This window comes from Kitasatospora purpeofusca, from assembly GCF_042691725.1.
In the GTDB taxonomy this organism is placed as follows: domain Bacteria; phylum Actinomycetota; class Actinomycetes; order Streptomycetales; family Streptomycetaceae; genus Kitasatospora; species Kitasatospora purpeofusca_B.
Window position 1 is genome coordinate 5,126,475 of record NZ_CP170483.1, and the last position, 12,749, is coordinate 5,139,223.

Genomic DNA, 12,749 nt, shown 5'->3' on the forward strand with positions numbered 1-12,749 from the left:
CCGAGGAAATGGGGTGCAGCGCTGTGGGAACGGTCGTGCTCGTCACCGGCGTGGCCCGCCACCTCGGCGCGCGCTTCGCCGCCGAGCTGCGCCGCCGGCCGGGGGTGGACCTGGTGGTCGGCGTGGACGTGCAGCCGCCGCGCCCGGCGCCGCGCGCGCTCGCGGAGCCGGACGGGCCCGCCGCGCCGTACCGCTTCCACCGGCTCGACCTGCGCCGTCCCGCCGTGGCGCGGGTGATCGCCGAGCACGGCGTCGACACGGTCGTGCACCTCGCGGTCAGCGCCACCGGGCTGGGCTCCACCCACCGCTCCGCGGTGAAGGAGTCCAATGTGATCGGCACCATGCAGCTGCTCGGCGCCTGCCAGAAGGCGCCGGGGGTGCGGCGGCTGGTGGTGAAGTCGACCACCGGCGTCTACGGCTCGGCGCCGCGCGACCCGGCGGTGTTCACCGAGCGGACCCAGCCGAAGGTGCTGCCGGGCGGCGGCTTCGCCAAGGACGCCGTCGAGGTGGAGGGCTACGTCCGCGGCTTCGCCCGGCGCCGCCCGGACGTCGCGGTCACCGTGCTGCGGTTCGCCAACATCGTCGGCCCGGGCGCCGACACCCCGCTGAGCGACTACTTCGCGCTGCCGGTGCTGCCGACCGTCCTCGGCTACGACCCCCGGCTGCAGTTCGCGCACGAGGACGACGTGGTCGAGGTGCTCTGCCGGTCCGCCTTCCCGGCCGAGCCGGGCACCGTGAACACCGGCACCCTCAACGTCGCGGGGGAGGGCGTGCTGCTGCTCTCCCAGTGCGCCCGCCGACTGGGCCGGCCGACCCTGCCGCTGCTGCTGCCCGCCGTCAGCTGGATGGCCGGGCTGGCCCGGCAGACCCGGCTGGTCGACGTCTCGCCCGAGCAGCTGCGGCTGCTGACCCACGGCCGGGTGGTGGACACCGCGCGGCTGCGCGAGGCGTTCGGCTACCGCCCGGCGTTCACCACCCCGGAGGCCTTCGCGGACTTCGCCGCCGCGCAGTCGCCGGGCCTGCTGCCGCCGCGGCGGCTGACCGCCGTCACCGACGGCCTGGCCGCGCTGCTGGCCGGGCCCGCCGCCGACGCCGCCATCGCCCGACCGCACCGACCCAGGAGCTGAACCCGCATGAGTGCCGCCGCCGAGAACGCGCCGGGCGAGGCGAAGGTCATCCCGATCGAGTCCGCCCCCAGCTGGAGCGAGCCCCCGGCCGGCGGCCCCGGCCTGGCCGACCGGGTCGCCGACGCCGTCGGCGGCGCGTTGGCCGGGCGGCTCGGCGCCGCCGCGACCCGGGCGTTCGGCAAGGGCTGGGAGGACCGGGCCGCCGACGGCCTGTCCTTCCTGCGCCGCCGGATCACCGGCGACTACGAGGTCGACGAGTTCGGCTTCGACCGGGAGCTCACCGAGGAGGTGCTGCTCGGGCTGCTGCGGCCGCTGGCGGAGAAGTACTTCCGGGTGGAGGTGCGCGGGATCGAGAACATCCCGGCGCAGGGCGGCGCGCTGATCGTCGCCAACCACTCCGGGACGATCCCGCTGGACGCGCTGATGACCCAGGTGGTGATCCACGACCACCACCCGGGGCACCGGCACCTGCGGATGCTCGCCGCCGACCTGGTGTTCGTGCTGCCGGGCGTCAACGAGCTGGCCCGCAAGGCCGGGCACACCCTGGCCTGCAACGAGGACGCCAGGGCGCTGCTGGAGCGCGGCGAGCTGGTCGGGGTCTGGCCGGAGGGCTTCAAGGGGATCGGCAAGCCGTTCGCCGAGCGGTACAAGCTGCAGCGGTTCGGCCGGGGCGGCTTCGTCTCCTCGGCGCTGCGGGCGGGGGTGCCGATCGTGCCGTGCTCGATCGTCGGGGCGGAGGAGACCTATCCGATGATCGGGAACCTCAGGACGGTGGCCCGGCTGCTGGGCCTGCCGTACGTGCCGATCACGCCGACCTTCCCGTGGCTGGGGCCGCTCGGGGCGGTGCCCCTGCCGACCAAGTGGATCATCGAGTTCGGCGAGCCGATCCCCACCGACCGGCACCCGGCGGAGGCGGCGGACGACCCGATGCTGGTCTTCGACCTGGCCGACGAGGTGCGGGAGACCATCCAGCACACGCTCTACCAGCTGCTGGTGCAGCGGCGGTCGGTGTTCTTCTGACGGCCGGCCCGGGCGGTGGCCCGGGCGGCGACCGACGCGGGCGGGCCCCGGCGGACACCAGGTCCGCCGGGGCCCGCGCCGTCCCCGACCGTCAGCCGCCGAGGATCCGCAGACCGGGCAGCAGGCCCGGGATCAGCGGGGGCACCTCGACGCCCTGCTGGGCGGCACCGCCGCTCGCGCCGCTCGGCGTCTCGGTCGGCGCCGCCGGGGACTGGTCCGGCACCGGCGCCGGAGCGGCGTCCGCACTGGGCGAGGGCTTGACGCCGGTGAGCCCGCTGGTGAGGTCGTCGACCAGGCCGCCGACCGGGGCCGGGACGAGGTTGGCCGGGCCGCCCGTCAGCGGTGCGGCCGGCGCGGCGGGGGCCGCCGGGGCGGGGATGCCGCCCTGGGCCGGGGTCTGCGGGGCGCCGCCCGGCCTGCCGCCGACCGCGCCGGCCGCCGGGCCGCCGGTGACGCCGCCCTGGGCGGGCGCGTCGCCGACCGCCGGGTTGCCGCCGGGCGCCGCCCCGGCGGACGGCGCGCCGGAGCCGCCGGTGCCCGCACCGTGGGTACCGCCGCCCGCCCCGCCGCCGGCCGGCGCACCGCTCTTGGCGGGCTGCTGGACCAGACGCAGGGGCGCGACGTCCTGGCTTATGTCGTCGAAGAGCTGGTCCACCAGGTGGGCCTGCGGGGTGAGCTGGACCGGGAGCCGGGACTGGAGCTCGGCCCAGGTGCCGTCCTCGTCCTGGGCGAAGCCCGCCAGGGTCCGCATCGGGTCGAGCGAGCCGTTGGTGCGGTAGACGGCGCGCAGCAGGTCGCGCCCCTTGAGGGCGTCGGCGTGCATGGCGTCCAGGGCCTTGCGGACCTGCTCGACGGTGCCCGGGCTGAGCGCGCCGCCGGAGCCGGTCCGGCCGACCAGGGACCTCGCCTCGCCGAGGCGGGTGGCCGCGTTGTCGAGGAACAGTTCGCCGCGTTCGCTGTCGGAACCCGCGAGGTTGAGCCGCAGGCCCTCCAGGCCGCGCTTCATGCCGTACAGCGGGTCGCCGGGAAGGGCGTTGCCGCTGGCGGCCGCGGCGCCGGCGAAACTGCCGACGGCGAGGCCGGCGACCAGTCCGCCGATCGCGAACCGGCGGCTCCAGCGGCCGCGCGGCGCGGTGCGGATGGCCCGGTGGCGGCGCTGCCGTGGCACGGTGGCGCCCGGGCCGCCCGCGAAGGCCTGCTCGAACGCGGCCACCAGCTGGGCGCGTTGGACGGTCCGGACCTCGTGGCCGAGTTCCGGGGCGGGCAGCGCGCGCAGCGCGCCGACCGTGCCGATGAGTTCCGCCATCGCGGCCGAACCGGCGTGTCCGCCGGCGGTGTCGGCCGTTCCGTCACCGTCGGCGGCGCCTTGCTCCGCCTGGCGGGCCTCCAGCGCCTCGGCGAAGGCCTTCGCCCGCCGGTGCTCCAGGACGTTTGCCGTCACGGGTCACCTCCCTTCGTCGTTGTCGACACCCCGGCCTGCCGGACGGTTGCCCCGGCAAGCCATAGCCACTCCATCGGGTGAGAGGTCGCAATTCGGCTTGACCGTACGCCTGGTGGGGGCTTGCACGTTGGCCAACGAGCGGTGCGGGCGGTCGGTTACGCGCGGCTGATCATCGGACCGACCGTTCACCCGGATGTGTCGGGCCGCCCCGGAAGGTGACGGCCCGCTCCCTATCTCTCCCGCCGCTTCCCCGGAGCCCGCCCCGGAACACCGCCGGCTCACCGCGCGTCCGGCGGGAGCAGACGGGCCAGGGTGCGCACGGCGCGGTACTGGAGGGTCTTGATGGCGCCCTCGTTCTTGCCCATGATCCGGGCGGTCTCGGCGACCGAGAGTCCCTGCAGGAAGCGGAGGGTGACGCACTCCTGCTGCTGCGGGTTCAGCCGGCGGACGGCCTCCAGCAGGGCGGCGTTGGAGAGCGACTCCAGCACCGACTCCTCGGGGCTGCGCTCGCACTCGTTGGAGTCGAGCATCTCGCCGGTGGTGACCTCCAGCCGGAAGCGGCTGGACTTGAAGTGGTCGGCGACGAGGTTGCGGGCGATGGTCACCAGCCAGGCGCCGAAGTCCCGGCCCTGCCAGGTGAAGGTGCCGATCCGGCGCAGCGCGCGCAGGAACGTCTCGCTGGTGAGGTCCTCGGCGGTGGCCCGGCTGCCGACCCGGTAGTAGATGTAGCGGTAGACGGTGTCCGCGTAGTGGTCGTAGAGCCGGCCGAAGGCCTCGCTCTCGCCGGCCTGGGCCCGCTCGACCAGCTCCATGATCGGGTTGTGCTCGGTCTCGTAGCCGGGGCCGGTGGTGGTGCGGGACCGGCTGCGGCCGCCGGTGGTGCCGGTGCGCCCGCGCGCGCCGGTGCCCGCCGATCCGGCGGCGGTGGTGCGCAGCAGCGGGCCGCCGGCGGCGGGTCCGTGGCCGGACGGGGCTCCGGCGGGCACCAGTTGGGGGGTGACGGCGAGCTGGCTGCGGAGCAGGGTGCGCAGCAGTTCCAGGCCGGTGGAGATCTGCCGGGGCGGGACGGGGCGGCCGCGGAGGCTGGTGCGGGAGCGCAGGGGCGCGGACGACGGGCGGGAGGGTGCAGGCGCGTCGTTCCGGACGGGTGGGTACACGGGACTCCCAGAGGCAGAACTGTGGACGGATCACCTCCGCCTGCGCGGAGAGCACGTCCGTCCCGCCCGGTCGTACCTGGGGCGGGTGGGTGACGTGCATCCAGGAGAGAATAACGCTTTGTGCAATGACAGCTACACCGTGTGGTCGAAGTGGTCGTTTGGGATCCGCATGGGGCGCATATCCGGCTGACACTGACCGAACGTGTCGGCGATCGTCTGGCTCAATGTGACAGAACGAGTGCGCCGGGTGACCGATTCGGGTGCGCGCCGGGCGGTTTCCCGGCTCGGCGGCCGGATAATCCCCGACTTTCGCGAGCTGGCGAACGATCAGATCCGGTCACGGGGTGGCGGGTTCGGTCGACGGGCCCGGACGGCCCCGCGACGCGCGGGAGTTCGCCCGTACGGGCGGCCTGGTCAGCGTGCGGATTGACCGCGCTCACCCCGGCGAGGGGCGCCCGGACGAGGGGCGCGGAGCGGGTCCGCGGCGCGCTCCGGCCGGGCCGTCGGGCGTGGCGGCTCAGCCGCGGCGGCGGCGGTGCAGCGCGACCCCGGCCGCGGTGGCGCCGGCCGCCACACCGAGCGCGGCGGCCGCCGGCAGGCCCACCCGGGCCGCCTTCCGCCCGGTCCGGAAGTCCCGGACCCGCCACCCCTGCGCCCGGGCGTGCCGCCGCAGCGCGCCGTCCGGGTTCACCACGTACGGGTGGCCGACCAGCGAGAGCATCGGGATGTCGTTGGCCGAGTCGCTGTAGGCGGCGCACCGGTCGAGGTCCAGCCGCTCGCGCCGGGCCAGCGCGCGCACGGCGGCCGCCTTGGCCGGCCCGTGCAGCAGCTCGCCGACCAGCCGGCCGGTGTACGCGCCGTCGCGGGCCTCGGCGACGGTGCCGAGCGCGCCGGTCATGCCGAGCCGGGCCGCGATGATCCGGGCCACCTCCACCGGGGCGGCGGTGACCAGCCAGACCCGCTGCCCGGCGTCCAGGTGCATCTGCACCAGCGCGCGGGTGCCCGGCCACACCTTGTCGGCGATGACGTCCTCGAAGACCTCCTCGCAGAGCGCCTCCAGGTCGGCGGTCCGCTTGCCGGCCACCACGCCGAGCGCGGTGTGCTTGGCGTCCGCCATGTGCTCCGGGTCCTCGGCGCCGTGCAGCCGGAACCAGGCCTGCTGCCAGGCGAACCGGGCGATGTCCCGGCGGCTGAGGAAGCCGCGCCGGTAGAGGCCGACGCCGAGGTAGAAGATCGCGGCGCCGCGCAGGATGGTGTTGTCGCAGTCGAAGAACGCGGCGGCGCGGGGGTCGTCCGGCTCGGGTGTGTGGTTGCCCTCGGGGGCCCTGGGCGTCTTGCCGCGCTTGGCCGACCGGTCCTCCGCGGGCTCCTTCGCCCCCTCGGGCGCCACGGCGGGCGGCTCCGGCGCGGCCCGAAGGGCGGCCTCCGCCGCCTCGGCCGCGGCCTCGCCCGCCAGGGCGGTCCGCGAGCCGGTGGAGCGCCTTGTCTGGATGAGCCTTCGGAGCACGGCCATGTCATCGAGCATAGCCAGCGACCTGGGCGGCGGCCGTGACGGCGGCGTGCCCGGCGGGTGAACGGGAGGACGGCCGGTCGCGTCCGGCCCGCTTGTAGGGGCGTCGCACAATGGCGGGGTGAGCCCACTGCTGCGACGTGACAAGAACCCGGGGCCGAAGCCGGCCGACCGGACGGTGACCCTGGTGGCCAAGCCCGGCTGCCACCTGTGCGACGACGCCCGGGAGGTGATCGTCCGGGTGACCTCCGAGCTGGGCGCGGCCTTCGAGGAGAAGGACATCACGCAGGACGAGGAGCTCTACCGGCGCTACTGGGAGCAGATCCCGGTCACCTTGATCGACGGCCGCCAGCACGACTTCTGGCGCGTGGACGAGAAGCGCCTGCGCACCGCCCTCGGCGCCTGACCCCACCCGTCCCCGGCGCGGCCTCCCCGCCGGTGGCGCCCCGCCGACCCCGCCGTCCGGCGGGGGCGGTTCGCCGAATCGTTGTGAAGATTCCGCGTGCGCGGATTGGGGCACCCCCCGGCGCCCGGCTTACGATCGAACTCGTTTGCGCCCATGGGGGGCTGAGCACGCGAGGAGTGCCGCCATGCTTCCCGGCCCGCCCCCGGCAGCGCCCGCCGACCCGTCGGCCGCGCGCGGGGGCTTCGCCGTGGTGGACGTGGAGGCGACCGGCCGCAGCCCCTGGCGGCACCGGGTGGTCGAGGTGGCCGTGGTGCTGCTGGACGAGCGGCTCCGCGCGGAGGGCGAGTTCTGCACGCTGCTGGACCCGCTGGGTCCGGTCGGCCCGACCCATGTGCACCGGATCGCGCAGGAGGACGTCGAGGGCGCCCCGCGGTTCCGCGAGATCGCGCCGAGGCTGCTGGAGCTGCTGGCCGGCCGGGTGCTGGTCGGCCACCACGTCACCTGCGACCAGGCCTTCCTGGATCGCGAGTTCGCCCGGATCGGGGTGCCGCTGCCGCCGGTGCCGCTGCTCTGCACCATGCGGCTGGCCCGCGCCCACCTGCCGGAGGCCGGCGGTTTCGGCCTGGCGGCCTGCGTGGCGGCGGCCGGCCTCGGCGCCTTCGCCGCGCACACCGCGCTGGGCGACGCCCGCGCCACCGCCGCTCTGCTGCGGCACTGCCTGGACGCGCCGTCCTGCCCGCCGGGGGACTGGGCGGAGCCGCTGCGGGAGGCGGCCCGGGTGCCGTGGCCGCGGCTGGGGCGGGCGCGCTCCCGCCCGTCGGGCGAGCCGGTCCCGCTGCTCCCGCGCGACCCCGCGCGCCCGGCCCCGGTGCCCTCTGCGCGCGAGCTGCCGGACCGCCTCCCGTACGGTCCGCGGCCACCCGTTGCACCGCCCCCGGCGACGGCCCGGAAATCGGCCGGTGCTATGCGTTCGACGGCGTGATGCGCATCACTGTGCAGGGACAAATCGGACACCATCTTTGTGCACACGTTCACAAACGCATAGCCTGGCTGCCAAAGCCCAGCTTCACCCACAGGAGCACCGTGGCAATCGGCCGATCACCACAGAGCAGTTCGCAGACGCCCGACCCGGGCGCCGCGCGCCGACCCTCGCGTGCCCGGGGAATCCCGGAGGCGACGGTCGCGCGGCTGCCCCTCTATCTGCGCGCGCTCACCGCGCTCTCCGAGCGCTCGGTGCCGACCGTCTCCTCCGAGGAACTGGCCGCCGCGGCCGGAGTGAACTCCGCCAAGCTCCGCAAGGACTTCTCCTACCTGGGCTCCTACGGCACCCGCGGCGTCGGCTACGACGTCGAGTACCTCGTCTACCAGATCTCCCGCGAGCTGGGCCTGACCCAGGACTGGCCGGTCGTCATCGTCGGCATCGGCAACCTCGGCCACGCGCTCGCCAACTACGGCGGCTTCGCCTCCCGCGGCTTCCGGGTCGCCGCCCTGCTCGACGCCGACCCGGCCGTGGTCGGCAGCAGCGCGGCCGGCCTGCCCGTGCGCCACATGGACGAACTGGAGTCCATCGTGGAGAGCCAGCACGTCTCGATCGGCGTCATCACCACCCCGCCCGGCGCGGCCCAGCAGGTCTGCGACCGGCTGGTCGAGGCCGGCGTCACCAGCATCCTGAACTTCGCCCCGACCGTGCTGACGGTCCCGGACGGCGTGGACGTGCGCAAGGTGGACCTCTCCATCGAGCTGCAGATCCTCGCCTTCCACGAGCAGCGCAAGGCCGGCGACGAGCCGGACCGCACCGAGTCCGTGCTCGACCGGGCCCCCGGCCCGGTCCGCGCCGCCGCCGCCAAGCTCCGCCGGGCGGCGGGGGGCAGCGGCAAGACGCGGGCGGCCGCCGAGGACGCGGACCCGGCGGCGAAGGGCAAGCCCGGCAAGGCCGGCGAGGGCGAGCTGTCCGCGGTGATGCCGGCATGAGCACCGAGATTCGTGGGACCAGGGAGCGGGCGTGAGTCTTCTCGTCGTAGGGCTGAGCCATCGCACGGCCCCGGTCGGCGTGCTGGAGCGCGCCGCGCTGACCGGTGGCGTGCCGACCCGGCTGCTGCACGACGCGGCCGCCTCCGCGACCGTCGCCGAGGCCGCGCTGCTGAACACCTGCAACCGGATCGAGCTGTACGCCGACGTGGACAAGTTCCACGCCGGCGTCGCCGAGCTGTCGCTGCTGCTCGCCCACCACAGCGGGGTGGACCTGGAGGAGCTGACCTCGCACCTCTACGTCCACTACGAGGACCGCGCCGTCCACCACCTCTTCTCGGTGGCCTGCGGCCTGGACTCGATGGTGGTCGGCGAGGGCCAGATCCTCGGCCAGCTGCGCGACGCCCTGGCCAAGGCCCAGGAGGAGCACACCGCCGGGCGCGGCCTGAACGAGCTGTTCCAGCAGGCGCTGCGGGTCGGCAAGCGCGCGCACAGCGAGACCGGCATCGACAAGGCCGGCCAGTCGCTGGTGACCTTCGGCCTGGAGCAGGTCGCGGCCGGCGCGGGCGAGATCGCGGGCAAGCGGGCGCTGGTCGTCGGCGCGGGCTCGATGAGCTCGCTGGCCGCCGCCACCCTGGTCCGCTCGGGCGTGACCGACCTGCTGATCGCCAACCGGACGCCGGCCCGCGCCGAGCGGCTGGTCGAGATCCTCGGCGTGGACATCGCCCGCACCCTGGAGCTGTCCAAGGTGCCCGAGGCCCTGGCCGACGTCGACCTGGTGATCTCCTGCACCGGCGCGGCCGGCGTGGTGGTCAAGGCGGACGACGTCGCCGCCGCGGTCGCCTCCCGCGCCTCCTCCACCCCGCTCGCCTTCCTCGACCTCGCCATGCCGCGCGACGTCGACCACGCCGTGCACGAGCTGCCCGGCGCGCTGCTGGTCGACCTGGAGAGCCTCTCGCACGCCCACGCCGCCACCCCCGGCGCGGGCGACGTCGACGCCGTCGCCGGCATCGTCTCCGACGAGGTCACCGCCTTCGGCGCCGCCCAGCGGGCCGCGCGGATCGCCCCCACCGTGGTGGCGCTGCGCGCGATGGCCTCCGAGGTGGTCGCCGCCGAGCTGGGCCGTCTGGACTCCCGGCTGCCCGGAATGGACGAGCGCTCGCGCGCCGAGATCGGCCAGACCGTCCGCCGGGTGGTCGACAAGCTGCTGCACGCGCCCACCGTGCGGGTGAAGCAGCTGGCCGCCGAGCCGGGCGGCGCCTCCTACGCGGAGGCCCTGCGCGAACTCTTCGACCTCGACCCGGCCGCGGTGCACGCGGTTTCGGGCACCCCTATCGGCACCCAGCAGCCTGCGGGCGGGGGCGCCGGATGAACCGTCAGCCATCCCACGAGTACCACCGGGACGATCACCTCATGAATGGTCAACCGCTCACCGGCCGGACGCCGGACGCCACCGCCGCACCCCTGCGGCTCGGCACCCGGCGCAGCGCGCTCGCCATGGCCCAGTCGGGCATGGTCGCCCGTGAGGTGACCCGCCTCACCGGGCGCGCCGTCGAGCTGGTGGAGATCACCACCTACGGCGACACCTCCCGCGAGGCGCTGGCCCAGATCGGCGGCACCGGGGTGTTCGTCTCCGCGCTGCGCGACGCACTGCTGGAGGGCCGGATCGACTTCGCCGTGCACTCCCTCAAGGACCTGCCGACCGCGGGCGCCGAGGGCCTGGTGCTGGCGGCCGTCCCGCAGCGCGAGGACAGCCGCGACGCCCTGGTGGCGCGCGAGGGCCTGGCGCTGGGCGAACTGGTCGAGAAGCTGGCCGGCGCCGGCCGCCCGGCCCGGATCGGCACCGGGTCGCCGCGCCGGATGGCGCAGCTGAACGCCTGGGCCCGGGCCAACGGCGCCCAGCTGGAGACGGTCGCGATCCGCGGCAACGTGGACACCCGGATCGGCTTCGTCACCTCCGGCGAGCTGGACGCGGTGGTGCTGGCCACGGCCGGCCTGAACCGGCTCGGCCGGGCCGCCGAGATCACCGGGCACCTCGACCCCGAGCTGATGATCCCGGCCCCGGGCCAGGGCGCCCTCGCCGTCGAGTGCACCACCGCGAACACCGGACTGGCCGCCGCGCTGTCGGCCCTCGACCACGCCCCCACCCGGGTCGCGGTGGCCGCCGAGCGCGCCCTGCTGGGCGCCCTGGAGGCCGGCTGCTCCGCGCCGGTCGCCGCGCTGGCCGGCTGGGAGCACCAGACCGAACTGCGGCTGGAGGGCGTGGTCGGCACCGTCGACGGCGCCACCCTGCTGAAGATGTCCGCCCACGGTCCGATCGTCCTCGACGAGACCGCCGAGCAGCAGGCGGCGGCCCTCGGCCGCGCGCTGGCCGCCCGGCTGCTCGACGCGGGCGCGGCCGCCCTGATGGGGGAGCGAGCCCGATGAGCCCCACCACCGCCACCGACAGCCCGTTCCCGGCGGACAGCCCGTTCGGGGGCACCGTCCCCGCCAACGGCCGCTGCACCTTCCTGGGCGCGGGCCCCGGCGACCCGGGCCTGCTGACCCTGCGCGCGGTCGAGGTGCTGGCCTCCGCCGACGTGCTGGTCGCCGACCCGCTGACCGCCGCCACGGTGCGCAGCCACTGTCCGTCCGGTGTGCAGGTGCACACCCCGGGCGCGGAGGGGCCGGACTTCGACCTGGCCCACCTGGTGGCCGAGGCCGTGCGGTCCGGCAAGCACGTGGTGCGGACCGTCGACGGCGACCCGGGCCTGGACGGCTGCGCGGCCGAGGAGATGCTCGGCTGCGCCGGTGCCGGGATCGCCTTCGAGGTGATCCCGGGCGTCGCCCAGTCGGTCGGCGTACCGGCCTACGCGGGCGTGCCGCTGCGCGGCGCGGCCGGTACCGACGTGCGCTTCGTGGAGGCCGCCGCGCTGCTGGCCGGCTCCCCGGTGGACCTGGGCGCGCCGGAGACCACCCTGGTGGTGCGCACCACCCTGGGCCAGCTGCCGGCCACCGCCAACGCGCTGGTCTCCAACGGCCGCAAGCCGGACTCCGCGCTGAGCGCGACGCTCTCCGGCACCACCACCCGCCAGCGCACCTTCACCGCGACGCTGGCCTCCATCGCGGCGGACCTCAAGGCCGCCCGGGTGCTGCCCTCCCCGGTCTCCGCCCCGGTGGACCCGGCCACCCCGGTCATAGCCGTGGTCGGTGAGCAGGTCGCCCACCGCGCCTCGCACTCCTGGTTCGAGACCAAGCCGCTGTTCGGCTGGAACGTGCTGGTGCCGCGCACCAAGGAGCAGGCGTACGGCCTCTCCGAGCAGCTGCGCTCGTACGGCGCGGTGCCGCAGGAGGTGCCGACCATCGCGGTCGAGCCGCCGCGCACCCCGCAGCAGATGGAGCGGGCGATCAAGGGCCTGGTCACCGGCCGCTACGAGTGGATCGCCTTCACCTCGGTGAACGCGGTGCGCGCGGTGCGCGAGAAGTTCGAGGAGTACGGCCTGGACGCCCGGGCGTTCGCCGGGATCAAGGTCGCGGCGGTCGGCGAGTCCACCGCGCAGGCGCTGGTGGACTTCGGCGTGAAGCCGGACCTGGTGCCGTCCGGCGAGCAGTCCGCGGCCGGGCTGCTGGAGGACTGGCCGCCGTACGACCCGGTGTTCGACCCGATCGACCGGGTGCTGCTGCCGCGTGCCGACATCGCCACCGAGACCCTGGTGGCCGGCCTGGTCGAGCTGGGCTGGGAGGTCGACGACGTGACGGCGTACCGGACGGTGCGCGCCTCGCCGCCGCCGGCCGAGACCCGTGAGGCGATCAAGGGCGGCGGTTTCGACGCGGTGCTGTTCACCTCGTCCTCGACCGTGCGGAACCTGGTCGGCATCGCGGGCAAGCCGCACAACGTGACGGTCATCGCCTGCATCGGCCCGGCCACCGCCAAGACCGCCGAGGAGCACGGCCTGCGGGTCGACGTGATGGCCCCGGCCCCGTCGGCGGCCGCGCTGGCCCAGGCGCTGGCAGACTTCGGGGCCAAGCGGCGGGACACCGCGACCGCCGCGGGCGAGCCGGTCTACCGGCCCAGTGAGCGTCGTCCGGGCTCGCGCCGCAAGGCCGCCCGCTGACGTAGAGGCCGGGGGCGGCCGACCGC

General features: G+C 75.6%; 11 protein-coding genes. 8 read left to right on the top strand and 3 right to left on the bottom strand.

The window, feature by feature from the left end:
* Positions 1-23: 23 nt before the first annotated feature.
* Positions 24-1,127 carry an NAD-dependent epimerase/dehydratase family protein gene (locus tag ACFCLZ_RS21870; protein ID WP_380278463.1) on the top strand — a complete coding sequence of 368 codons (1,104 nt, stop codon included), beginning with the start codon at positions 24-26 and terminating at the stop codon, positions 1,125-1,127.
* A gap of 6 nt (positions 1,128-1,133) precedes the next feature.
* Positions 1,134-2,147 (top strand): lysophospholipid acyltransferase family protein, encoded by a 1,014-nt coding sequence (locus tag ACFCLZ_RS21875; protein WP_380278465.1) that lies wholly within the window; start codon positions 1,134-1,136, stop codon positions 2,145-2,147.
* A gap of 91 nt (positions 2,148-2,238) precedes the next feature.
* Here ACFCLZ_RS21875 and ACFCLZ_RS21880 read toward each other — a convergent pair whose 3' ends face one another.
* The 3 genes from ACFCLZ_RS21880 to ACFCLZ_RS21890 form a co-directional block, all read right to left on the bottom strand.
* On the bottom strand, positions 2,239-3,588 hold the full coding sequence (locus ACFCLZ_RS21880) for a DUF5667 domain-containing protein (protein WP_380278467.1): 1,350 nt from the start codon (positions 3,586-3,588) through the stop codon (positions 2,239-2,241).
* 278 nt (positions 3,589-3,866) lie between these two features.
* Positions 3,867-4,640 (bottom strand): ECF subfamily RNA polymerase sigma factor, BldN family, encoded by a 774-nt coding sequence (locus ACFCLZ_RS21885; protein ID WP_380286236.1) that lies wholly within the window; start codon positions 4,638-4,640, stop codon positions 3,867-3,869.
* Positions 4,641-5,262: 622 nt separating this feature from the next.
* Entirely contained in the window at positions 5,263-6,258 is a 996-nt protein-coding gene (locus tag ACFCLZ_RS21890; protein WP_380278469.1) for an HAD family hydrolase, read from the bottom strand.
* Positions 6,259-6,376: 118 nt separating this feature from the next.
* Here ACFCLZ_RS21890 and ACFCLZ_RS21895 point away from each other — a divergent pair, with 118 nt between their 5' ends.
* From ACFCLZ_RS21895 to ACFCLZ_RS21920, 6 genes are all read left to right on the top strand, one after another.
* On the top strand, positions 6,377-6,661 hold the full coding sequence (locus ACFCLZ_RS21895; protein WP_380278471.1) for a glutaredoxin family protein: 285 nt from the start codon (positions 6,377-6,379) through the stop codon (positions 6,659-6,661).
* A gap of 184 nt (positions 6,662-6,845) precedes the next feature.
* Positions 6,846-7,643, top strand: coding sequence for an exonuclease domain-containing protein (locus tag ACFCLZ_RS21900; RefSeq protein ID WP_380278473.1), 798 nt, complete (start codon positions 6,846-6,848; stop codon positions 7,641-7,643).
* Positions 7,644-7,744: 101 nt separating this feature from the next.
* Complete coding sequence (locus tag ACFCLZ_RS21905; RefSeq protein ID WP_376086308.1) at positions 7,745-8,632, top strand: redox-sensing transcriptional repressor Rex; 888 nt, start codon at positions 7,745-7,747, stop codon at positions 8,630-8,632.
* Between the two features lie 31 nt (positions 8,633-8,663).
* Complete coding sequence (locus tag ACFCLZ_RS21910) at positions 8,664-10,001, top strand: glutamyl-tRNA reductase (protein ID WP_380278475.1); 1,338 nt, start codon at positions 8,664-8,666, stop codon at positions 9,999-10,001.
* 41 nt (positions 10,002-10,042) lie between these two features.
* Complete coding sequence (gene hemC, locus ACFCLZ_RS21915; protein ID WP_380278477.1) at positions 10,043-11,056, top strand: hydroxymethylbilane synthase; 1,014 nt, start codon at positions 10,043-10,045, stop codon at positions 11,054-11,056.
* Positions 11,053-12,723, top strand: a complete 1,671-nt coding sequence (locus tag ACFCLZ_RS21920; protein ID WP_380278479.1) for a uroporphyrinogen-III synthase — start codon at positions 11,053-11,055, stop codon at positions 12,721-12,723. The genes hemC and ACFCLZ_RS21920 overlap by 4 nt, the downstream gene beginning before the upstream one ends.
* The last annotated feature ends 26 nt before the right edge of the window (positions 12,724-12,749 follow it).